Origin of the sequence: Oricola thermophila, from assembly GCF_013358405.1 — a bacterium.
In the GTDB taxonomy this organism is placed as follows: Bacteria; Pseudomonadota; Alphaproteobacteria; order Rhizobiales; family Rhizobiaceae; genus Oricola; species Oricola thermophila.
In genome coordinates this window covers 1,536,198-1,558,712 of record NZ_CP054836.1, presented here as the reverse complement: position 1 = coordinate 1,558,712, position 22,515 = coordinate 1,536,198, and the positions used below count along the sequence as shown (strand labels likewise).

23 protein-coding genes are annotated in these 22,515 nt (G+C 64.8%); 11 read left to right on the top strand and 12 right to left on the bottom strand.

Translation table 11 applies throughout. The annotated features are described in order from the left end of the window. Positions 1–28 precede the first annotated feature (28 nt). The gene (locus HTY61_RS07575; protein WP_175276216.1) at positions 29–1,048 is read left to right on the top strand and encodes a polysaccharide deacetylase family protein; all 1,020 of its coding nucleotides are present in this window, start codon (positions 29–31) and stop codon (positions 1,046–1,048) included. Here the strand turns inward: HTY61_RS07575 and HTY61_RS07570 are convergent. After that, positions 1,038–1,262, bottom strand: coding sequence for a DUF2842 domain-containing protein (locus tag HTY61_RS07570; protein WP_175276215.1), 225 nt, complete (start codon positions 1,260–1,262; stop codon positions 1,038–1,040). The two genes, HTY61_RS07575 and HTY61_RS07570, sit on opposite strands and share 11 nt — an antisense overlap. A 128-nt stretch (positions 1,263–1,390) precedes the next feature. Between HTY61_RS07570 and HTY61_RS07565 the strand changes: the two genes are divergently transcribed. Beyond that, positions 1,391–2,527 (top strand): COX15/CtaA family protein, encoded by a 1,137-nt coding sequence (locus tag HTY61_RS07565; RefSeq protein WP_428978282.1) that lies wholly within the window; start codon positions 1,391–1,393, stop codon positions 2,525–2,527. Positions 2,528–2,833: 306 nt separating this feature from the next. Here the strand turns inward: HTY61_RS07565 and HTY61_RS07560 are convergent, their stop codons facing one another. Both HTY61_RS07560 and HTY61_RS07555 read right to left on the bottom strand, forming a co-directional pair. Further along, positions 2,834–3,808, bottom strand: a complete 975-nt coding sequence (locus tag HTY61_RS07560) for a hypothetical protein (RefSeq protein WP_175276214.1) — start codon at positions 3,806–3,808, stop codon at positions 2,834–2,836. Positions 3,809–4,096: 288 nt separating this feature from the next. Beyond that, complete coding sequence (locus HTY61_RS07555) at positions 4,097–4,633, bottom strand: hypothetical protein (protein WP_197945377.1); 537 nt, start codon at positions 4,631–4,633, stop codon at positions 4,097–4,099. A gap of 459 nt (positions 4,634–5,092) precedes the next feature. Between HTY61_RS07555 and HTY61_RS07550 the strand changes: the two genes are divergently transcribed. Beyond that, positions 5,093–5,500 carry an OsmC family protein gene (locus tag HTY61_RS07550; protein ID WP_175276212.1) on the top strand — a complete coding sequence of 136 codons (408 nt, stop codon included), beginning with the start codon at positions 5,093–5,095 and terminating at the stop codon, positions 5,498–5,500. A 10-nt stretch (positions 5,501–5,510) separates the two neighbouring features. On the opposite strand, the gene argC is transcribed toward HTY61_RS07550, so the two are convergent. From argC to HTY61_RS07525, 5 genes are all read right to left on the bottom strand, one after another. After that, positions 5,511–6,437, bottom strand: a complete 927-nt coding sequence (argC, locus tag HTY61_RS07545) for an N-acetyl-gamma-glutamyl-phosphate reductase (protein WP_175276211.1) — start codon at positions 6,435–6,437, stop codon at positions 5,511–5,513. Positions 6,438–6,496: 59 nt separating this feature from the next. Next, complete coding sequence (speB, locus tag HTY61_RS07540; RefSeq protein ID WP_175276210.1) at positions 6,497–7,450, bottom strand: agmatinase; 954 nt, start codon at positions 7,448–7,450, stop codon at positions 6,497–6,499. A 111-nt stretch (positions 7,451–7,561) separates the two neighbouring features. Continuing rightward, entirely contained in the window at positions 7,562–8,047 is a 486-nt protein-coding gene (gene rpsI / locus HTY61_RS07535) for a 30S ribosomal protein S9 (RefSeq protein ID WP_175276209.1), read from the bottom strand. Positions 8,048–8,052: 5 nt separating this feature from the next. Then, a complete protein-coding gene (rplM, locus tag HTY61_RS07530; RefSeq protein WP_175276208.1) occupies positions 8,053–8,517 on the bottom strand; it encodes a 50S ribosomal protein L13 in 465 nt (154 codons plus the stop codon). 220 nt (positions 8,518–8,737) lie between these two features. Further along, entirely contained in the window at positions 8,738–9,184 is a 447-nt protein-coding gene (locus HTY61_RS07525) for a PaaI family thioesterase (RefSeq protein ID WP_175276207.1), read from the bottom strand. Positions 9,185–9,286: 102 nt separating this feature from the next. On the opposite strand from HTY61_RS07525, the gene HTY61_RS07520 reads away from it, so the two are divergent. Next, positions 9,287–10,099: an enoyl-CoA hydratase gene (locus tag HTY61_RS07520; RefSeq protein ID WP_175276206.1), complete on the top strand. Its 813-nt coding sequence runs from the start codon at positions 9,287–9,289 to the stop codon at positions 10,097–10,099. Between the two features lie 26 nt (positions 10,100–10,125). Here the strand turns inward: HTY61_RS07520 and HTY61_RS07515 are convergent, their stop codons facing one another. Then, positions 10,126–11,127 carry a nucleoside recognition domain-containing protein gene (locus HTY61_RS07515; protein WP_175276205.1) on the bottom strand — a complete coding sequence of 334 codons (1,002 nt, stop codon included), beginning with the start codon at positions 11,125–11,127 and terminating at the stop codon, positions 10,126–10,128. A 119-nt stretch (positions 11,128–11,246) separates the two neighbouring features. Between HTY61_RS07515 and HTY61_RS07510 the strand changes: the two genes are divergently transcribed. Together HTY61_RS07510 and HTY61_RS07505 are read left to right on the top strand one after the other, a co-directional pair. Then, positions 11,247–11,699 carry an Lrp/AsnC family transcriptional regulator gene (locus HTY61_RS07510; RefSeq protein WP_175276204.1) on the top strand — a complete coding sequence of 151 codons (453 nt, stop codon included), beginning with the start codon at positions 11,247–11,249 and terminating at the stop codon, positions 11,697–11,699. A 98-nt stretch (positions 11,700–11,797) separates the two neighbouring features. Further along, positions 11,798–12,229 (top strand): VOC family protein, encoded by a 432-nt coding sequence (locus HTY61_RS07505; RefSeq protein WP_175276203.1) that lies wholly within the window; start codon positions 11,798–11,800, stop codon positions 12,227–12,229. 142 nt (positions 12,230–12,371) lie between these two features. On the opposite strand, the gene HTY61_RS07500 is transcribed toward HTY61_RS07505, so the two are convergent. From HTY61_RS07500 to HTY61_RS07490, 3 genes are all read right to left on the bottom strand, one after another. Beyond that, entirely contained in the window at positions 12,372–13,265 is an 894-nt protein-coding gene (locus HTY61_RS07500) for a hypothetical protein (RefSeq protein ID WP_175276202.1), read from the bottom strand. Positions 13,266–13,284: 19 nt separating this feature from the next. Continuing rightward, positions 13,285–14,778: a hypothetical protein gene (locus tag HTY61_RS07495; protein ID WP_175276201.1), complete on the bottom strand. Its 1,494-nt coding sequence runs from the start codon at positions 14,776–14,778 to the stop codon at positions 13,285–13,287. 380 nt (positions 14,779–15,158) lie between these two features. Further along, complete coding sequence (locus HTY61_RS07490) at positions 15,159–16,151, bottom strand: GlxA family transcriptional regulator (RefSeq protein ID WP_175276200.1); 993 nt, start codon at positions 16,149–16,151, stop codon at positions 15,159–15,161. Between the two features lie 123 nt (positions 16,152–16,274). Between HTY61_RS07490 and HTY61_RS07485 the strand changes: the two genes are divergently transcribed. From HTY61_RS07485 to HTY61_RS07465, 5 genes are all read left to right on the top strand, one after another. Further along, positions 16,275–17,384, top strand: coding sequence for an alcohol dehydrogenase catalytic domain-containing protein (locus HTY61_RS07485; protein ID WP_175276199.1), 1,110 nt, complete (start codon positions 16,275–16,277; stop codon positions 17,382–17,384). After that, positions 17,381–18,523: a mandelate racemase/muconate lactonizing enzyme family protein gene (locus HTY61_RS07480; protein WP_175276198.1), complete on the top strand. Its 1,143-nt coding sequence runs from the start codon at positions 17,381–17,383 to the stop codon at positions 18,521–18,523. Before HTY61_RS07485 ends, HTY61_RS07480 begins: the two co-directional genes overlap by 4 nt. Beyond that, entirely contained in the window at positions 18,520–19,956 is a 1,437-nt protein-coding gene (locus HTY61_RS07475) for an aldehyde dehydrogenase family protein (protein ID WP_197945376.1), read from the top strand. Before HTY61_RS07480 ends, HTY61_RS07475 begins: the two co-directional genes overlap by 4 nt. 48 nt (positions 19,957–20,004) lie before the next feature. Beyond that, entirely contained in the window at positions 20,005–21,513 is a 1,509-nt protein-coding gene (locus tag HTY61_RS07470; RefSeq protein ID WP_175276197.1) for an ABC transporter substrate-binding protein, read from the top strand. 81 nt (positions 21,514–21,594) lie between these two features. Continuing rightward, positions 21,595–22,512: an ABC transporter permease gene (locus tag HTY61_RS07465; protein ID WP_175276196.1), complete on the top strand. Its 918-nt coding sequence runs from the start codon at positions 21,595–21,597 to the stop codon at positions 22,510–22,512. The last annotated feature ends 3 nt before the right edge of the window (positions 22,513–22,515 follow it).

The following is a 22,515-nucleotide window of genomic DNA, read 5'->3' as shown; positions in this document are numbered from 1 at the left end:
TATCAAAACCTTTATGCGAAAGGCGTACATGAACGGCGCCCGCTACAGCGGGCTCGCCGCGGCGCTGAGTCCGTTGCTGAAAGGCATGGGCGCGGTGCTGATGCTGCATCACGTGCGCCCGAACGAGGGGGGCGCCGGCCTCAACCGGCTGTTGCATGTCGAGCCGGAGTTCCTCGACGAGCTGCTCGATTCGCTGAAGCGCGGCGGCGCGCGCTTCGTCTCCATGGACGAGGTCGCCGAGCGGTTGAGGGCGGGGCACACGGACGAGTTCTTCCTGTCCGTGACCCTGGACGATGGCTGCCGCGACAACCTGGTCCATGCCGCGCCGGTGTTCCGCGCGCACGAGGTGCCGTTCACCATCTATGTAAGCCCCGGCCTGACGGATGGCGATGCGGATCTGTGGTGGGAACTGCTGGAACGGATCGTCGAGGAAAACGACGAGGTCGCCTTCGACACGGCGGAGGGGCGCAGGGTTCTTTCCTGCCGGACGGTCGCGGAAAAGCACCGGGCCTATGCGGCGCTGATGAAGCACGCTCTGACCGAAATCGATGAGGACGCGCAGCGCGCGCTGACCCGGCAGCTCTGCGAGGAATACGGCATCGACCGCGATGCCCACCGGCGCAACGGGCTGATGGCCTGGCACGAGCTGCAGCGCATCCAGGCCGAGCCGCTGGGCGATATCGGCGCCCACACGATGGGCCACTACCAGCTCCGCCGGCTCGACCGCGAGCGCGCCGAGCGGGAGATCGTCCGCTCACGCGACGTGCTGGCCGAACGGCTCGGCACCCGGCCCCGCCACCTGGCCTATCCCTATGGCGGGCCGAGGGCGGCCGGTGCCCGGGAGGCGGAGATCGCCCGCGCGGCCGGTTTCGACACCGCCGTGACGACCCGCCACGGAATGCTGATGCCGGCCCATGCCCGCCACATGCATGCGCTGCCGCGCATCTCGGTCAACGGCAACTACCAGCGCGTGGCCTATGTCGAGACCATGCTGACCGGCATCACCGTCCCGGCGGCCAATCTCGGCCGCAGGTTCATCACCGTGTAGCGCCGCCGCCCTTCGGCTTGCGCTCCATCCAGCTTATGATTCCCATGGCGGGCAGCACCCACACCAGGCCGGACAGCGCGAAGAAGGCGAGGTGGACGTACCACGGGCTTTCGGCCAGCCGGTAGGTGGCGATGGTTGTCGCGACCAGCGCGTAGAGAATCACCAGCGCCAGCAGCAGCAGCATTCCGATGAATCGTTTGAGCCTTTGGGGCATGGGTCGAATTCCTGTTTCCGGGGCTATTTAGCATCCCGCCCGCCAAAGCCAATCCCGCGCGTGCGGCAAGAGGCCGCTTCACAGCCGCGCCGCCGGGCGCTATGTCACCGCCAAACAGGCTTTCCGACATGACCATGACCTCTACCGATGCGGCCGCCACCGGCCACCCCAAACCGCCTGCCGCGCTCGAGACCGAGCTTCGCCACCGCGCCCAGGTGCGCGGCTGGCTCTACGTGATGCTGGCCGTGCTGATCGCGCTCGTCATCGTCGGCGGCGCGACGCGGCTGACCGATTCCGGCCTCTCCATCACCGAGTGGAAGCCGATCCACGGCGTCATCCCGCCGATCGGGGAAGAGCAGTGGCAGGAGGAATTCGCCAAGTACCGGCAGATCCCGGAATACGAGCTGGTCAACAAGGGCATGAGCCTCGCCGAGTTCAAGGCGATCTTCTGGTGGGAATGGGCCCACCGGCTGCTGGCGCGCGGCGTCGGCCTCGTCTTCGCCCTGCCGCTCGCCTTCTTCTGGGCGACCGGCCGGCTCGACCCCCGCCTGAAGCTGCCGCTGACCGGCATCCTCGCGCTGGGCGGGCTGCAGGGCTTCATCGGCTGGTGGATGGTCTCGTCGGGCCTGACCGAGCGCGTCGATGTCAGCCACTACCGGTTGGCCGTCCACCTGATGATGGCGAGCTTCATCTTCGCCGCCTGCATGTGGGTGGCGCGCGGCATCGCCCCGCACGGCGCCGACCTGAAGCCGACCGCGCGCTCGGACCGGGTCGCCGGGCTGCTGGTGCTGCTGGTCTTCGTCCAGATCTATCTCGGCGCGCTGGTCGCCGGCCTCGATGCCGGTCTCGTCTTCAACGAGTGGCCGACCATGGACAACGGCTTCTTCCCGGCCTCGCAGTGGGACGCCGCGCTCGGCTGGCGCAACGTCCTCGACACCCCGGCCGTGGTCCAGTTCGTCCACCGCACCTTCGCCTATGTCGTCTGGCTGGCGGCGCTGGCCCATGCCGTGGCCGCCTGGCGCTGGGCGCCGGGATCGACCCATGCCCGCCGCGCGGTCCTGCTCCTCGTCCTCGTCACCATGCAGGCGGTGCTCGGCATCGTCACCCTGCTGACCTACGTGCCGATGGGCTGGGCGCTGCTGCACCAGGCGATGGCGCTGGTGGTGCTTGGCTTCGCCGTCGCCCACTGGCGCGGCCTGAAGGGCCCGCTGCCGCTCTCCGACGGCACGCCGCACCGGCTGGAAATGGTGGGCGTGCGGGACTGAGGAAGGGGCCTCTCTTCCCTTGCGGGAGAGATAGGCGCGCGCGGAATTGCCGTCGCTTCCTCTCCCCTGCCTTGCGGGATAGAGGTGGTCCGCAGGACCGGAGAGGGGGTGGTCGGCCGCTGCCTCCGCGCCCGTGTGAAACATCGCGAGCCCCTCTCTTGCCTTTTCCAAGCACTTGCTCGGGCCTTGCCCTCGCAAATGCAGGAAAAGGCTTTCTCCCCCGCAAGGGGGGAGATAGGCGCGCGCCGCTGCTGCCGCGCCTCGTCTCCGAAGCCGGTTTCTCGGGCGCGAATTGTCTTCCGCCGCTCATGACGTGTTCCAGGCGTCGAGGGCCAGGGTGTGGCATTCCTTGAGGATTTCCTCGGCCTCGGTTCGCGGGCGCCTTCGCCAGCCCGGCGGCAGGCCGGGGCGGAAGGGGCGGAAGCGCCACGGCGACGGTCTCCGCACTGCATCCGGCGTCACGCCGCCGAGCTTTCCGGCATCCGCCAGTTGCATGCGCTCGATGGCTCGCTCGAAGCGCGCCTTCCAGCGAGCGAGGCGGGCGGCCTGGCCGTCGAGATCGTCCAGCGCCAGTGCCAGCGCGCGGATGCGGCGCGACAGTCCGCGGGCATCCACCAGCTCGTCGGGGTCGGTGTCCGGTTCGGGCCAGTCGTCGCCGTCCTCGTCGTATTCGAGGAAGACATGGCCGAAGGGGCCGTCCAGCCCGGTCACGTCGAACAGGAAGGGGGCGTAACGCTTCCACGGGTCGAACAGCGCGAAACACGGCCGGTCGCGGAAGAGGTCGAGCAGCTCGGCGTCGGAGGGTTCCATGTCCGGCCGCGGTTCCGGCGCGCCTGCCGGCGCCGCGCCCGGATGCCCGTCCGGGCATTCGTCGCGGAGGACGACCGTGTGCGCGCAGTTCTTCGGCTTCGGAACGGGCGCGGGATTCACGGAATGGGCGCTCGGGTCATCCTCGGTCCTCGGATCAGGCCCGGGGATGACGGGGGAGGGGGCGGCCTCGTCGCCTTCGGGATCGGTGCCGCGTACGGCCGGGGGCTGCTTGCCGCGCGCTTCCGCCCTGCGCGTGACGACCGTCACCAGCTTGCAGGCGGCCATGGCGACCAGGCGGCGGGCGGCGAACTCGGCGGGGCGCAGCATGGCGAGGATGCGCAGGCGCAGCCCGCGCGGCAGGAAGACCAGCGAGCGGCCCGTCCTGATCCCGGCCATGAAGAACAGCCGCGCGACGATCCGCAACAGATCGTCCAGGTTCCTTTCCACCGCCCGTTCCCAGTCGAACGCCATGCCTGCCTCCTTTCCGCCCGGTTTCGCGGGCGGGGAACAGGATAGGGGAGGTGGATGGAAGGTGGAAAAGTTTTGGGTGGGGGATTTAGAGAGGAGGAGGTGGGATGCGATGTGCGGCGGGTGAGGGGGCAGTACAAGATGGAGAGTATGGCGGCTATAGGCAGGTAATTATCCCCGCAGTATGCTGCTAGCATCCGAAGCAATCGAAAGGAAGCAATCGAAAGAGTGTGGGTATCGAGGATCCCGATATTGTCGCAAATGGCGATCGTAACGGGTTGGACGCACCGGCTAATAAACTAATGTGGCAATCCCCGCTATTATGCCGATTATTGCGCTCAAAGCCAAAACTAGACGCCAAATCCAATGTTCGTCTAGAAACTCTAGAATCGTAGCGGGGTGAATGCCGTGTTTCTCCCACCAAGTAGCAGAAGTCTTCAATGAACCATCCAAGGTGCGATCTAAAAGATTTGCGATCAAATCGACCTTACGCAGCGTCGATTGATGAAGTCTCACAAACTCTCCTTTCTCAAATGCCTCGGCCTCCTCAGCGCCGGTAAGTGCATCCTTGGCGGTTATCGAATTGATCTCCATAAGGCTGTGCATTCGGCCGAATTTTCCATGGGGCGCATATCCAACTCCAAATATCGCGATTAACGCTCGAGCTAAATCGAACTTTCTGTTGTCATCAATAATCACAGGTGTTCCGCCCAAAACCTTATAGCGGTGCTCAATGGCCTGAAACCCATAGTTAATGTCTCTCATATTCCAATGAACAAACGTATAGGCGTTGACGGTCTTCAGATATGTAAAGAACTCATCAAGCATGACCCTCTCAAGCCTGTCGTAGTTATCTGCAATGTCAGAAATAGGTACATGTTCTTGTTCAGCGGATTTGTGTATCGAGAATGACTGCGTTTGTCCGGTGTCGAAATTACGTATCGCAATCGACGTAATCCGAGGTGTGCGACCATCTTTTATATCGTAAAATGATTCACATGAATAATGAATGATGAGTGTGAGATCTCGGCGCGAGGCAATAGCCTCAAGGCGCCGTTTAGCTTCAGTGCGCTTCCGTAGCTTTGTAAGGTGTTTTCCCATGGTGAAAAGTAGCTATCTCTAATTGTGGCGGAAGGATATATCGGTACTGGTTTCAGATAGCTGAAGAACGACACCAGCTCTGCAATTATCTCCTCCCACATCCCCTTCACCCTTGACCCCGGTCAACGCCATCCGCCCCTGATGCCCGCATAACCGGCACGGCGAAACAAGCGGAAAGGCTCACCCATGCTCGAATATTCCGTCGAAACCAGCCGCGTCGACGCGCGCGGCAGCGTTGCGAGGACCAAGGACGCGGAGATCGTGCTCGACACCGGCGTCGACGGCCGGGCCGATGCGTTCAACCCGGCGGAGCTTCTTCTCGCCGCGCTCTCGGCCTGCATGATCAAGGGGATCGAGCGCATCGCGCCGGTCAACAGGTTCGAATATCGCGGCGTCGAGGTACGGCTCAAGGGCAAGCGCCAGGACTCGCCGCCCTTCATGGCCGAGATCACCTACGAGCTGATCATCGACACCGACGAGGACGACCGGCGGCTGGAGCTGATGCACAAGAACGTGCGCAAGTACGGCACCATCTACAACACCGTCGCCGCCGCCACGAAGCTGGAAGGCACCATCCGCCGCAAGGACGGGTGAGGCGGGGGCGCTAGGCCCCCAGCATGATGTCCAGGTTCTGCACCGCCGCGCCGGACGCGCCCTTGCCGAGATTGTCGTAGACGGCGATGAGGACGGCCTGGGCGCGGTCGTCATTGGCGAAAACGTAAAGCTTCATGCCGTCCGTGCCGTTGAGCGCCTCGGGCTGCAGTTCGGGCACGCGCTCCAGCTTTTCGTAGGGTGCGACCTCGATGACGCAGTGGTCCAGCGCCGCATAGTGGTCGGCGATCGCCTCGTGGAGCTGCTTGCCGGTCGGCACCGTGTCGAGCAGGCCGAGTTGCAGCGGCACCATGGTGACCATGCCCTGGGCGAAGTCGCCGACCACCGGGACCATCAGCGGGTCGCGGGCAAGGCCGGCATATTTCCTCAGTTCCGGCAGGTGCTTGTGCGACAGGGTCAGCCCGTAGGGCAGGTATTCCGGCGCATCCTCGCCCATCGCCTCGTAGTCGGCGATCATCGCCTTGCCGCCGCCGGAATAGCCGGTGATGCCGGTGAAGGTGACGGGGAAATCCGCCGGGACCAGCCCGGCATTGACCAGCGGGCGCAGCGTGGCGATGGGCCCCTGCGGCCAGCAGCCCGGATTGGCGACGAACTGCGCGGTGGCGATCCTGCCGGCCTGTTCGCGGTCCAGCTCGGCCATGCCGTAGGTCCAGCCCTCGGCGGTGCGGAAGGCGGTGGAGGCGTCGATGACGCGGGTGCCGGCGTCGCCGATCATGGCAACGGATTCGCGGCTGGCGTCGTCGGGCAGGCACAGGATCGCGAAATCGGCCTCGCGCAGCAGCTCCTGCCGCATCGACTGGTTGCGCCGCTCGGCCTCGGGGATCGAGAGCAGCTCGATGTCGTCGCGCCCGGCGAGCCGCTGGCGGATCTGCAGGCCGGTGGTTCCGTGTTCGCCGTCGATATAGATTTTCGGTTTCATCTTGTCGTTTCGTCTCAATGGGTTGTGCCGGAAAGCGGAATCATTTTGTCAGCGCGGCCTCATCGGCTGCGCGCACGCTTCTCGGCCAGCAGGCCCAGATAGTGCTGCGCGACCGCCGCGCCGGCAATGGCGGTGATGTCGGCATGGTCGTAGGCCGGCGCGACCTCGACGATGTCGGCGCCGCGGATATCGAGATCGCCGAGCTGCCGCAGGACGGAGAGCATCTTCGCCGATGACGGGCCGCCGGCGACCGGCGTGCCGGTGCCGGGCGCATAGGCCGGGTCGAGGCAGTCGATGTCGAAGGTGATGTAGCAGGCCATGGAGCCGACGCGGGCCTTTATGGCCTCGACGATTTCCGCCGCCCGCATCTCCTCGACCTGCTCGCCGTAGAGCATGGCGATGCCGCAATCCTCCGGCGCGTGGGTGCGGATGCCGACCTGGATGGAATGCGCCGGGTCGATGACGCCGTCACGCACCGCGCGGCCGACGAAGGAGCCGTGGTCGATGCGCTTGCCGTCGTCGTACCAGGTGTCCTGGTGGGCGTCGAACTGGACCAGCGCCAGCTTGCCGTGCCTGGCGGCATGGGCCTTGAGCAGCGGCCAGGTGACATAGTGGTCGCCGCCCAGCGACACCAGGAAGGCGCCCGATTTCAGGATCTTCGCCGCCTCGCGCTCGATGGTGGCGGGCGTCTTCTGGTGGTTGCCGTAGTCGAGCAGGCAGTCGCCATAGTCGATCACCGCCATCTCGGCGAACAGGTCGCGCGCGAACGGATATTGCGGGTCGTTGTCCATGATGGCGGAGGCGCGGCGGATCGCCTGCGGGCCGAAGCGCGCGCCCGGCCGGTTGGAGACGGCGGCGTCGAAGGGTATGCCCCAGACGACCGCGTCGGCGCCCTTCAGGTTCTTCGTGTACTTGCGGCGCATGAAGGAGAGCGCGCCCGCATATGTCGGGTCGGTGGCGGCCCCGGTCAGGCCCTTCGCGGTGAAGGCGTGGTCGATGGACTTGGTCGGCATGGTGTCGTTCCTCGCGTCGCTGCGGGGCTGTTGTATCGTCGCGCCGGCGCCGTGCAACAAAAAAGCGGGGCTCGATGGCCCCGCTTTCGAAGTGTCCGTGTTCCGGGCGCCCTAGCGCTTGGAGAACTGGAACGAGCGACGGGCCTTGGCCTTGCCGTACTTCTTGCGCTCGACCACGCGGCTGTCGCGGGTCAGGAAGCCGCCCTTCTTGAGCACGCCGCGCAGTTCCGGCTCGTAGTAGGTCAGAGCCTTGGAGATGCCGTGACGCACGGCGCCCGCCTGGCCGGACAGGCCGCCGCCGGTGACGGTGGCGACGATGTCGTACTGGCCCTTGCGGTTGGCGGCCACCAGCGGCTGCTGCAGGATCATCTGCAGGACGGGCCGCGCGAAATATTCGGTGAAGTCCTTGCCGCCGACCGTGATGCGGCCGGTGCCGGGCTTGATCCAGACGCGGGCGACGGCGTCCTTGCGCTTGCCGGTGGCATAGGCGCGGCCGTGCTCGTCCAGCTTCTGGACGTGGACCGGGGCTTCCTGCGTTTCGGCCGGCGCGGTGCCGGCGGCTTCGCCGAGTTCTTCGAGGGAGTTCAATTCAGCCATGATGGTCAGGCCACTTTCTTGTTCTTGGCGTTGAGCGCGGCGACATCGAGCACTTCCGGCTGCTGGGCCTCGTGCGGATGTTCGGCGCCGGCATAGACGCGCAGGTTCTTCATCTGGCGACGGCCGAGCGGGCCGCGCGGGATCATGCGTTCGACGGCCTTCTCGATGACGCGCTCGGGGAAGCGGCCCTCCAGCAGCTGCGCCGCTGTGCGTTCCTTGATGCCGCCGGGATGGCCGGTGTGCCAGTAGTATTTCTTGTTCGCGCGCTTGCGGCCCGTGAACACCACCTTGTCGGCGTTGATGACGATCACGTTGTCGCCGTCGTCGACGTGCGGGGTGTAGGTCGGCTTGTGCTTGCCGCGCAGACGCATGGCGACGATGGATGCGAGACGGCCGACGACGAGACCCTCGGCGTCGATCAGCACCCATTTCTTCTGCACGTCCGCGGGCTTCTGCGAGAATGTCCGCATTGGGGTTTTCCTTTGGCTTCATCCCGGACCGGCGGGGCCGGAACGGGCTTTTCTTGTTGCTTGGATTGCCGGGCTGCCCCGGCAAAAACAAACCGCGCCGGACGGATCCATGCGCGATTGGGGGTCACTTACGGCCATTTTGCCGCCGCGTCAAGTGTGCTTTTGCGGGTCCTTGGGGGAAAAGTGTGCAAAAACAACGGCTTGCAAATGAGGTAATATTTTACCGCTCTGAATCGCCTGGCGGGATCGAGTAGGTGCAGGAGCCGTGGGCGACCAGTTCCTCCGCCTCGTCGCGTATGGCGATGGAGACGACGACCAGCCGCTTGCCGAGCTTGAGTATGGTGCCGGTGCAGAAGACCGGCCCCGGCGCGGCCTTGCGCATGAAGTCCATGTGGAAGCCGGTGGTGACTGTCAGGCCCTTCAGCCCAACATGGGCGAGGATGACGTAATAGGCGGCAAGATCGGCGAGCGTGAACAGCGCCGGGCCCGACACGGTGCCGCCGGGCCGCAGGTGCCGCTCGTTCGGGTCGAGGCGGAGCGTCAGGAAACCGGGGCCGAGCTCGGTGATGGAATAGACCCGGCCGTCCGCGTGAACCTGCGCGAATTCGCGCTCGATGAACGCCTCGAGTTCCTCGATGGTGACGACGGGAACCGGTGTCCTGCCCATGGGCGTGCCTCCAACGAATTGCCGACTGAATCCTCGCTTGCGGACGCGTTTGACCCGCTGGTAGGTTCCCGGTCAAGCGATACTTTCCGGGAGGAACCCTGCATGACCGCCAAGCCCGCCCTCGTCGAGACGCCGCCCGTCACCCGCGACATGCAGGGGCCGGTCATGCGCCTCACGCTGTCCAACCCGCCGGCCAACGCGCTGTCGATCGCCACCATGGAGGCGATGATGGAGGCGCTGAAGGACGCGCGGAACGACGAGGCGGTGCGTGTCATCGTCATCGCGGCGGCCGGCAAGGTGTTCTCCGCCGGCCACGATCTGAAGGAGATGACGCTGCACCGCGCCGACGAGGACCGGGGCAGGGCCTTCTTCGAGAAGACCATGCGGCTGTGCGCGGAGATGATGCAGATGATCGTGACGCACCCCAAGCCGGTGATCGCCGAGATCGACGGCCTGGCGACGGCGGCGGGCTGCCAGCTGGTCGCCTCCTGCGACCTCGCCGTGTGCACCGACACGTCGTCTTTTGCCACGCCCGGCGTCAATATCGGCCTGTTCTGCTCGACGCCGATGGTGGCGCTGTCGCGCAATGTCCACCGCAAGCAGGCGATGGAGATGCTGCTGACAGGCGAGCAGATCGACGCATCGACAGCCAAGGAGTTCGGCCTGGTCAACCGTATCGTGCCGAAGGAGTACCTGAATCAGGTTGTTCAGAAATACGCGGAAGTCATTGCTTCCAAATCACCCTTGACGCTGAAGACCGGCAAGGAGGCGTTCTACCGCCAGGCCGAGATGAGCCTGTCCGACGCCTATGACTACTGCGCCAATGTCATGGTGGAGAACATGATGTTCCGCGACGCCGAGGAGGGCATCGGGGCGTTCCTGCAGAAGCGCAAGCCGGAGTGGAAGGGGGAGTAGGGGCAGCCCATCCAGCCGCCGGCCCGTCACACGTCGGCCGGGGTGCGTACATTCCGATCGACAGGAGCGCGCGGCGCAGAGCGGAACGCCCAGTTGTGGAACGTCTTGTCCGACACGCTTCGAAGCAGGGCGGCGACCGCGGCGATCGCGACGAGGGCGAAGACCAGCCGTCCGAACAGGACGCCGCCGATATCCGCACCTATCGCCATGACCACGAGCGTATCCTCGATCACGCTGTGGGCGAATCCCATGAAGGTGCATGACAGGAAGACCTGGCGCGGCGAGACCGCGCCCGACCGCGCCTCGCGTATCAGCAGCCCGGCGCCATAGGAAATTCCCAGAAACAGGCCGACGGCGGTGAGGTGCTCGGCCTCGCCCTTTATCCCGACCGGGCGCAGCGCGGGCGAAAGCACCTTCATCATCAGGTTCAGGACGCCGGTGGCGCGCAGGATGTCAAGTCCCCAGGACAGGGCGACAAGGATGACGAGCATCCAGGTCAGGGTCTCGAAGAGCCCGGTGAAGAAGTCCATCCAGTCGGCGGTCGTGGTCATGGGAATCCATGCCGGGTCCACGGGAGACGACAGCCACCCCGTCGCCGCGAGCAAGTGATGAAGCAGGAAGGCGTAGACGAGGCCGCCCGCGATGCGCAGCAGCGTCGTCACGATCATTCCCGGGCCGGCCTGCTGGATGATCTTCTGCTCGATCGGCAGGGCATGCGTGAACAGGATCAGCGACGAGAAGACGGTGACGTCCGCCACGGTCAGCGAGGAGGCCGGAACGAGAACGAAAACCAGGGCGACCGCTCCCCACACGCCGACGAGCATTCCGGTCAGCCATGCCAGCCCCAGTTCCGCCGGTAATCCCAGGGCATGCATGACGGGGGAAAACGCCGGGGCGGTTGCCTCGATGGCACCAATTCTCGAGAGCAGCTCCGTCGCGATCATGATCGGAACCATGATCCGCACGAGCAGCCAGTAGACCTCGATGGTTTCGCGCGTCCTGCGCAGGCCGGACATGATGAACCGCATCCCTGATTCCCCGTTTCGATATTCCGACTTGCTAGCCCGGACCGCTGCGCATTTTTCGTCAAAGATTGCAATCTTGTGCAATTTTATTGCATGGACTGGTGGGGCGGGAGGAAGCATCAGTGGATCGGATTGACCGGAAAATCCTGAACATCATGCAGCGCGACGCCTCGCGCACGAATGTCGACATGGCGGACGAGGTGGGTCTGTCGCCGTCCAGTTGCCTGCGCCGCGTCCGGCGGCTGCGCCGGTCGGGCGTTATCGACCGGATCGTAGCTATCCTGAATCCGGCCAGGGCCGGACGCGTGATCAAGGCCCTGGTCACGGTCGAATTGAAGCTTCACGGGGAACAGCACATGCGCCGTTTCCTCGACCTCGCGTGCTCGGAGGAGGCGGTCTCGCAGGCCTATGCAGTCACGGGCGAAACGGATGTCGTCCTGTTGCTGCATCTGCGCGACATGGAGGAATTCGATGCGCTGTGCGACCGGCTGTTCCGCGACCAGACCAATGTCGCGCGCTTCGTCACCATGATGGTCATCAGGACCGCGAAGAATGAAACCGCGATTCCCCTCTGATGGGACATGGCGGGCACGCAATCACACGGCGGGCTGGTGCTTGCGCGCAGGGTGATGGTCGCGTAACGTTCGCTCTATGTTCTGTCATGGAGTCCGCAATGCCCCTAGATCCCCGCATTACCATGGTCACGCTCGGCGTGGCGGATGTGGCCGCATCGACCGCGTTCTACGAGCGGCTCGGTTTCGAGAAGTCGTCGGCCTCGCAGGAGAGCGTGACCTTCCTGAAGCTGAAGGGCACGGTGCTCGGCCTGTTCGGGCGGGCGGACCTGGCGGAGGACGCCGGCGTGGAGGATTCTGAACCCGGCTTTTCCGGCGTGACGCTGGCGCACAACCTTTCGAGCGAGGCGGAGGTCGATGCTGCCTTTGAGCACGCGCTGTCCTGCGGTGCGAAACCGGTGAAAAGGCCGGAAAAGGTGTTCTGGGGCGGCTATTCGGGCTATTTCGCCGACCCGGACGGGCACCTGTGGGAGCTGGCCTTCAACCCCTTCGCGCCCAACGACGAAAACGGCTTCATGCTACTGCCGGAGTGAGCGGCCCGGTGCCCGATGGCCAGGGGTATGGCTTATCCGGCACCCGCGATCCGTCCTCGTCCGGCCACCAGCCATGTCTGCGGGTGGATGTTGCGCCGGAAGGGTGCACATGCAGGCGATGCCGCTCCGCGCCGGACGGACCTCATTTTCCGGTGGGCAGGTCGCACCGGGCGATGAACATCCTGAGCGCCGCCTCGTTGCGGGGGGAGGGGCCGTTCCTCACCAAGGGAATCCATTCCTCGCCATAGGCCAGCGCGACCGACCCCGCGCTTAACAGCCGTGCGAACAGGTCGGTATCGCGGTCGAGTGTGCCGATCGGATACCATGCGCCGGTCTGGTCGTCGATCTGCGGCATCATGTGAATGGGCATTTCCATGCCGTCCGCGACAAGAGAGACGTGCGCCGGCACGTCTTCGACGTTGTCGTGCTCTCTGTCGGGCAGCACCCAGATCGGGTCGCCATTGTCGGGGCACCGAAACCATATCTGGGAGAAGTTGTCCTCGGCATCCTCTTCCGCGACCCACCCCAGGAAGCCGGCCGCGCCCGAGTCCCAACTGCCCGGCTGGAACGACCAATGCCCGGTTTCCGGTTCGACTGGCGCGACATCCGCCGGCAACGGCCGGCGCAGTTCGGGGCCGGGCGCAAGGCTTTCGCCGCGGGCCAGCGCGGCGGCCTGTTCATCGCTCAGCGCTTCGTAGGTCGACAGGATGTCGGACGTCATGCCCTGCGCGCGGTGCAGGATTGCGAAGTCGCCGGGGCGCATCTCGGCCAGGACGAATTGCGCGGCGCTGCGTGCCCGGCGCCAGATCACGGCCAGGTTGGCGTGACCGTTTCCGGTCATGTCGCGCACGCCGCGCACCATGAAGAGCGGGTCTGCCGGATCCTGGCTGACCTCGAACACCACCTCGCCGTCAAGCGTGACGGTCAGTTCGCCGGGCTCCAGCACCAGCCTGTATCCGGGGTTGAGCGATTGCGCAGCGGTTGGCCACGGCGCCATGGCAAGCGCGGCGAAGGCGAGACAGAAACGGACGAACAATTCGGATCTCCTTTCCTTTTCAATCGCTGCGCAGCGCGGCATCGAGCGCGAGCGCGCGCTGCTCGTCGTTTTCCCGAATGCGCTCGTACAGCGCTCGTCGCGCATCGGTAACGGTGTCGAGGCGCTGCTCCAGCTTGCTTTCCAACGCTTCGAAATGCCGGATCGCCGCAGCCTGATTTGCCAGGATCGAGGCATCGGACCGCGCGGTCTCCTGCCATTCCAGCAATGATTGCGGCATCAGCAACGCGCCGGCGATGTCGGAATAGCCGGCCAGCCCCGAAACGGGATCGGTCGGCACCATGTCCAGCCAGTTGATCGTCGATTTCAGCATGGACTTTACGACGTTGGCGGAAAAGTTGGTGCGCAGCACAAGCAATTGCTGGCGGACGTCGTTCAGGCGAGCCTGAATGTCGAGGTGGGCCAGGCGATACAGTTCGGTCGCCTCCATCAGCTCGTTGTAGCGCGTGACGCCGACGGCGGTGGGCCGACGCGACCAGTACCAGTCGACGCCCTCGGTCTCCAGTTCCGCCAGGTAGGCGTTGATGCTCTCGATCTGTCGGGCGGCCAGGTCGAACCGGTGTGCCGTGATGCTGCGTTCCAGCTCGGCGGCGAAACGGTTGATGTCGTCGACCAGTGTTTCGCCGTGCAGACCATCCATGCCGCTGGCCGCGAGATAGGGCCCCGACGTGTCGTCGTGCGGTGGAGCCACCGCGATCATGTATCTCGTGATGTCGATCGGCGCTTTCTTGGCCTTTTTCAGGCCCCATATGCCCTTGATGCGGGCCTCCATTCGATGCGCACTGCTGCCGTCAGGCAAATCCGCGCTTTCGACGACGTTGAGGCAGACCGTCACCCGGGCATGGGGCTCTGTATCGAAGCGCCGGTCGAAAAGGGTGGTGGTGCCGATGTAGTACTCCTCCCGTGACATTTCGTTCGAAATGCGAAAACAACCGGGCTCATTTTCGGGCGCGATTTCGCCCTCCCGCATGTTGATTCCGTAGATCCGCTCGCCGGCTTTCGTCATGTAGTGGTCACCGGTGAAATAACGTGCGCGAAAACGGATCGCCTCGCCCGATCTCTCGTAGGACAGTTCACGGATCCTCTCGTAGGTCTGATTGCGGGATTGGTGATCGCCGACTTCGGCTTCGACGGTCCGTCGATCGGGAAACGCGGCATCTGCCGGGTGGTCGTGGTCGAGCGAAAAGGCGACGGGACGGCCGCCGTCGAAAACGATCCACGGCCAGACGATGTCGAAAATGGCAAAACCGTTTGCCCACGACACCGTGCGTTGCCCGGTGGTCAGCCCGAGCGCCGCCACCTCTTCGGGGATCGGTGCCGGACCGCCACCGAATTCCTCGGGCCACTCGGAATAAAGCCCCACCCCTGGCTCGTAGTAGATGGCCGAGAAAAGATAGAACCGTTCCGGCAGTTCGTTTGCCCGGACCATTGTGGCCAACGGCGACATTGCAACAAGGGCGACGAAAGCGGCCCGCAAGCCTGAAAATCCGCGCATCATGCCTCCTGCTTGTTGTCCTGATCCTCTCTGTCGTCGGTGGGGCCTCCCTGTTCATATCCGTGATCGACCGGCTTCGGCTTGAGCCAGATCAAGTGTCATCGAACCGAAGCGGCGGCCTGCCGGTTTCCGGACAGCAGGCAAATAACGTGCTGCAGCGGTCACCATTGGGAGGCCCACCCGGTTGCGCATTTGCTGCCCTATCGCTTTGCGCAGGCCGGTCATGCCTGCCTGCGGGCTACGTTGCAGGCCGGGGCAGGTCCGCCATGACGATCCCGTGAAGGGGCCGCACGTGTATCAACCTTCGAAGTACGAATCCGTGTTTCGCATCGTCCGCTACGACCCGGAAATGACCGCGAAATTCGATGGCAAGGCGGCGCTCATTCCCTGTTTCGCCAGACCTTTGCCGGGACAAGGGCGGGTGCCATTTTCCTGTATTCGCGGGGCGAGCAGCCCATCTTCGCCATGAAGGCGGTCGACATGGCGCCCGGCGATGAAAAGCCGATCGCTTCCGATATCTCCGAAATCGCCAGGCTGCTCTTCTTGAGAAGGTTCGCGGCGCGAAGCAGGCGCAGATCGAGCTGATACTGCTTGGGTGTGACACCGACGTGCTCGCGGAAAGCCCTTTCGACCGGGCGCCGTGCCAGACCGAGCCGCCGGCAGATCGACGCGATCGACTCGTGCGTGTCCACGCCGTCGTCGATTTCCTGAAGCAGGCGGTAGGCGGGCGGCGAAAGCGTCCGCAGGCGCTCCTGCAGCGGCCGCTGGCTCTCGTGCGGCTGGATGAGACGTTCGTGGAACAGGATCTCGCGCACGCGCTGCACGGACTCCCGTCCGAAACGTTGCCCGAGGACCGAGTAGATCATGTCCGATGCGGTTCGCGCACCCGAGCAGGTGACGATGCGCCCGTCATGGACATAGACCTCGTCGAGGATCTCGATGTCCGGGTACACCTCCTTGAACACGTCGATGTCGCGCCAATGGAGGGTGCAGCTGCGCCCGGCGAGCAGACCGGCGCGTGCCAGTACCCACGTGCCGGACGCGGTCGCACATGTGGTCGCCCCGTGGCTGTGCTGCTGGCGCACCCATGCCTCGAGAACGGGGTCCACCATCACCGAGGCGTCGACGGTGCCGATGACGACCACATAGTCGTAGAGGGGCGACGATTCGAAGGTCTCGTCCGGAAGGACGCGCAGCCCGTTGGCCGCGCGCACGGGTTCGGCCCTCGAACTGAGCGTCGTCCAGCTGATCGCCCGCCCGGAATGATAGTCCCTCATCTGCTTGAGAACATCGACGACCGAGGCGTAGGACAGCATGCCGAAGCCGTTGGAGATGACCACGCCGAAACGCGTGACATTATCGATCCGGCGCATCGTTCCTCCCTCGGCCACGCGGAAATCGCACCATAGCAGCAATTTTTGAAAGTCGGGCAACAAAAATCGAAAGTTGTCGCGTTCGTTTGCGTCAATCCTCCGGTCGCTAGAGGAGGAACGATGATGCCCCAGGCGATCAGGGCGGCAGTGTGCCGCTTGTTTGGCGAACCGCTTTCCGTGGAGTCCGTGCAGCTTGCAGATCCCGTCAGGGACGAGGTGCTGGTCGCACTGGAATCCTGCGCGATATGCCACAGCGACATCATGGCCATTTCCGGTCGCTGGAAGGGCAAGCTTCCCGCCGTGTTCGGCCACGAGGCCGTGGGGCGAATCGAGGCGGTAGGCGAGGCGGTGACGGGGCTGTCGGCAGGCGATCGGGTCGTTCTCAGCCTGATCCGGTTCTGCGGCCGTTGCTACTACTGCCAGAAGGGCGACTTGGCGTTCTGCGAAGCGGAATTCGGTCTGGCGTCGAGGTCGCCGCTGACGCTTTCCGACGGCACGCCGGTCGTGCACGGAATGAAGGTCGGCGCATTCGCCGAAAAGGCGGTCGTGCACCAGTCTCAATGCGTTCCGGTGGACGAGCGGTTGGACGGCGACATCGCCTGCACGCTCTCATGCGGCGTGATGACGGGGTTCGGCGCGGTCGCGAACACCGCCGAGGTTGCCGCGGGCTCCTCCGCCCTGGTGATCGGTGCCGGCGGCGTCGGCATCAATTGCGTGCAGGGCGCCGCGTTGGCCGGTGCGACGCCGGTGATCGCCCTCGACATCCATGACGAGAAACTGGAGATCTCCAGGCGGTTCGGCGCGACCCACGCCTTCCGCGCCGACATGGACGGCGCGAGCCTGGCCGCGGAGGTGAAAGCCCTCACGCACGGCAGGGGCGTCGATTTCGCCTTCGTGGCCGTGGGCCATCCACCTGCTATCCAGCAGGCGGTGGACCTGACGCGCGACGGGGGGCAGGTGATCGTCGCCGGCATCCCCGGCCGCGACGACATCGCGGAGATCATCGCGCGGACTTTCGGCGGCCGGGGCATCTCGATCCTGGGATCGAAGATGGGATCCGCGCGGCCGCATGTCGACGTGCCGCGCCTGGTCGATCTCCACCACGCCGGCCACATGCATCTCGACGAACTGGTGGCGCGCCGGTTCCGCCTCGACGACATCAACGAGGCACTGGACCTCGTGCGCTCGGGTCGCGAGCTGAAATGCGTCATCGAGTTCGGGGGTGACGCATGAGGATCGTGCGCCTGGAGACCTTCACACGCCCGTTCGTTGCCATCGTCAGGGTGACGCTCGAGGACGGAAGCCAGGGCTTCGGACAGATGTCGCCCTATCACGCGGACATCTCGACGGAGGTGTTCCACCGCCTCGTGGCGCCGAAGGCGCTCGGGCAGGACGGCACCCGGATAGAGGCCGTCGTGGAGCATGTCTTCTCCGAGCAGCTGAAATTCCCCGGCACGTTCCTGTGCCGGGCGATTGCAGGACTCGACACCGCCCTCTGGGATGCGGCGGGCAAGCGCGAGGAAAAGCCGGTATGGGCGCTGCTCGGTGCGGGCGGGGGTGTCGTGCCGGTATATGCGTCATCCATGAGCCGGGAAATCACGCCGGATGGCGAGGTCGAACGTTTCCGGCGACTGGGGGACGCGTACGGGTTCCGTGCCTTCAAGTTCAGGATCGGCCAGAAAAACGGCCGGAACGGAGACGCCTGGGAAGGGCGGACGCCGGCGATGATCCGCACGGTGGGCGAGGCCTTCGCCGGCACCCGCGTGAAGCTGCTGGTCGACGGAAACTCCTGCTACGACGTGGAGCATGCGCTCAGGATCGGCCGCATGTTGGAGGACGCCGGCATATCCCAGTTCGAGGAACCGTGCCCGTACTGGCAGTATGACGACACGCGAGCAGTCGCCCGAGAGCTCGATATACCGGTCTCCGGCGGCGAGCAGGACAACTACCTGCCGGCCTGGCAGTACATGGTGGCGACGGACGTGGTGGATGTCTGCCAGCCCGACCTCTGCTATGTCGGCGGCGTCTCGCGGGCACTGAAGGTCGCGAAAATCGCCGAGGGCGGGAACAAGCCCGTCATGTTCCACGCGGCCAATTCCTCGCTGGTCACGCTTTTCTCGCTCCATGTCATGGCCGCGTTGCCGAATGCCGGCTCGCATTGCGAATTCAACATCGAGCCAAACGCGTTTCACGACGTTTCGCTCGACCGGTTCTTTTCCCCGCCGCTTGCGGTCGACGACGGCGCGGTGGCGCTCGGCGACGCGCCGGGTTGGGGCGTCGCGCCGGACGATGACTGGCTGGCGGGCGCGCAGTGGCGAGAGTCGGCGCTGGCGGACATGGAAACAAGGCATGCAGGAAAGGCCATATCGTGACACAGGGCGCTTACGAGAACTACGTGGCGGGTGAATTCGTCACGGGGGAAAACGACCGGACACTGGAAGTCGAAAACCCGGCGACCGCCGAGACCGTCGCCCTTCACGCGCTTGCCGGGGCGGAAACCTGCGCCCGCGCGGTGGAGGCCGGACGAGCCGCGTTCGCAAGCGGCGTACTGAGCCGGGCGAAGCCGACGGTTCGCATGCGCCTGCTGTTCGACATTGCCGCCGAGCTGCGGAAGGTCAAGCAGGAAGGCGGTCGCATGCTCTGCCTCGAGCAGGGCAAGTCGCTCAAGTCCGCCGAGGACGAGTTCGAGAAGGCGGCGGCGGCATTCGAATATTACGGTGGCCTCGCCGACAAGGCGGAGGGGCGGCAGATACCGCTCGGAGACGGGATGGTCGATTTCACCATCCTGGAGCCGCTTGGCCTGTCGTTGCAGATCGTGCCGTGGAACTTCCCGGTGTCCATCGCGGCGCGGTCGGTCGCGGCTGCGCTGGCGACCGGCAATTCCGTCATTCTCAAGAGCCCGGAGATAACGCCGGTCGGGCTGCACTACATGGCGCGCGCCATCGACGCTGCGGGTGCGCCCGCTGGTACGGTCTCGGTGATCTGCGCCACCGGGGGCGACGCTGGACGCCACCTGGTAACCGATCCCGCCATCGACCAGATCACCTTCACCGGATCCGTTGCAACCGGACGCTGGATCCTTTCGGCCGCGGCCGAGAACATCGTGCCGACTGTCATGGAGCTGGGCGGGAAGTCCGCCGGCATCGCGCTCGACGATGCAGACATGTCGAAGGTCATGGCGGCCGTTCGCGCCTCGACGATTTCCAATGCCGGGCAGATCTGCTCCGGCATGACGCGGCTGATCGTTCATCGCTCCCGCTACGACGAGGCGCTGGCCGAGCTCGGGAAGCTTGCCGAGGAGATCACGGTCGGCCCCGGCATGGACAATTCGGTTCTCACGCCCCTCGTGTCCGAAACACAGCGCAACCGTGTGCAGGAATACCTTTCGATCGGCGCGAACGAAAAGCTCGACCTAGTCACGGGAGGAGGGGTGCCTGACCGGGCGGGATGGTTCATGGACTTCACTGTCTATGCCGACGTTCCCGCCACCAGCCGCCTCGCCCAGGAGGAAATATTCGGTCCCGTGCTGGTGGTAATGCCCTTCGACACGCGTGAGGAGGCGGTCGAGCTGGCGAACGGCACCCAGTACGGGCTTGCCGCCGGGATTTTCACCGATCGTCTGAACGACGCGCTCTGGCTCGCCCAACGCCTGCGGGCCGGGCAGGTGTACGGAAACCTTTGGCATGCCGCCTCGATCGCGTCGCCCTTCGGCGGCTTCGGTCGTTCCGGCTTCGGCCGCGAGCGCGGCGCGGAAGCCGTCATGAACTACGCGAAATCGAAGAATGTCTGCTTTGCGCTGAGCTAGCAGATCGGTCGCGCCGCCGTATGGCGCAGTATAACGGGAGGAAGTGCAATGCGAATACTCAAGATGGCGGGATTGGCCGTTGCGACGTATCTCGTCGCGCCGGGGCTTGCCCTGGCACAGGACGGGGGGACGGTGACGATCGTGCTGGCGGAGGAACCGTCCTTCGTGGAGCCATGCGAGGCAAGCCGCTCCGATGTCGGAAAGGTACTGAAGCAGAACGTAGTCGAGACGCTGACGCAGATCGATCCGACAGATGGCGGGATCGCGCCCAGGCTGGCGACCGCCTGGGAACAGGTCGACGATCTGACCTGGCGGTTCTCGCTGCGCGAGGGCGTGACGTTCCATGACGGTGCGGCCTTCGACGCGGAAGCGGTCAAGCATTCGATCGACCGCATGATGGACACTTCCATCGATTGCGAGATCCGGACCAAGTTCTTCGGCGGCACCGCGCTGGAGGTGACGCCGGTCGACGAGCTGACCGTCGACATCAAGACCGACGCGCCGTCGCCGATCCTTCCGACGATGATGGGTACGGTCGTGATCGTGTCGCCGAATACCGCGATGGGCGAATACACGCGTTCGCCGGTCGGCACCGGCCCCTACACGTTCGAGGCGTGGGATGTCGGCAATTCGATCACGCTGTCGCGGTTCGACGGCTACTGGGGCGATATGCCGGCGGTTGAAGGTGCGAAGTACATCTTCCGCTCGGAAAGCCCGGTCCGTGCCGCGATGGTGGCTGCCGGCGAAGCCGACATCGCGCCGAACATCTCGGTCCAGGATGCGGATCCGGCCGCGGATTTCTCCTACCCGAATTCGGAGACGACGCGGCTGCGCATCGACACCGAAACGGCGCCGCTCGATGACATCCGTATCCGCGAGGCGCTCAACCTTGCCGTCGACCGCAGCGCCATCAAGGGCACGATACTTTCGCCCGATGTGATGTTGGCGACACAGCTCGTGGCTCCGTCGATCAACGGTCATAATCCGGACATCGTGTCCTGGGGCTACGACGTGGAAAAGGCGCGCGCACTGATCGCGCAGGCCAAGGCCGACGGGACACCGGTGGATTCCGAGATTCATCTGATCGGCCGAACAGGCATGTTCCCGAACTCCGCGGAGACCATGGAGGCCTTGCAGGCATTCTTCCAGGACGCGGGATTCAACGTGTCGCTCAGGATGGTCGAGGTCGGCGAGTGGCTTGAACTCATCCTCAAGCCCTATGCAGAGGATCGGCCGCCGATCCTGCTGATAGACCAGCACGACAACAACAACGGCGACGCGGTGTTCACGGTCTTCAACAAGTACCACTCCGAGGGTGCCAACTCGACGCTGCATGACGAGGAACTCGACCGGACGATCCGCGCCGCCGAGCAGGCGACGGGCGACGAGCGGCGCAAGCTGTTCCAGAAGGCGTTCTCGATCATCGAGGAGCGGATCATCGCCGATGTCATGCTGTTCCACATGGTCGGCTACACGCGGGTTTCCGAGCGGCTGTCCTTCACGCCGGACATCTCGACGAATTCCGAGCTGCCGCTGGAAAAGATCAGCTTCAAGTAGGACAACGGGGGCCGGCCCTTCGCGGCCGGTCCCCAACATGGCGGTCCCGCCGCTGTCTGTATCGAACCCCAGAGGCTGCAAATGAACGACAATTTCCTCATAGGGCGCAGCTTGCAGACACTGATCGCCCTCGTGGCGGTTCTTCTCATCGTGTTCTTCCTGGTGCGGCTGACCGGCGATCCGGCAGCGCTTTACCTGCCCCTCGACGCCTCGCTCGAGGAACGCGCGAACTTTGCCCGCAACCACGGTCTCGACCAGCCGATCATCGTGCAGCTGGGGGAATTCCTTTCCGGTCTCATGGTCGGGGATTTCGGCCAGTCCATCCGCCAGGCGCGGCCGGCGATCGACGTGGTGCTCGACGCCTACCCGACGACGCTCCGTCTTGGTGCGGTGACCATGGTCATTGCCATGCTGGTCGCCGTGGCGCTGGGCGGAATCGCGGCTTACCGTCCGCGGAGCCTCGTCGACCGGACGGCGGGCGTTCTGTCGCTTTTCGCCGCCAGCGTGCCGGATTTCTGGATCGCGATATCAGCGATCACGCTCTTCGCCGTCACGCTCGGCTGGCTGCCGACCTCGGGAACAGGCGGACCTGCCTACTGGGTCATGCCGGTCGCGGTGCTGCTCCTCAGACCGCTCGGCGTCATGATCCAGGTCGTTCGTGCCTCCATGCTGGATGCGCTCTCCTCGGCCTATGTCAAGACCGCGCGCGCCAAGGGGGTGGGCGAGCATCGGGTGATATATGTGCATGCGTTGCGCAATGCGTTTCTCCCCGTCCTGACGGTCGCCGGAGACCAGGCGGTTGCCATCGCCAACGGCGCGGTGATCGTCGAGACCGTGTTCGGCTGGCCGGGGATTGGACGCGTCATGATCGATTCCGTCCAGCAGCGCGATTTCTCGGTGGTGCAGGCTGTCATCATCGTCGTCGCGATAACCGTCTTCACCATCAACCTCGTCATAGACCTGCTTTACGCATGGCTCGATCCGCGGGTGCGGCCGTGACCT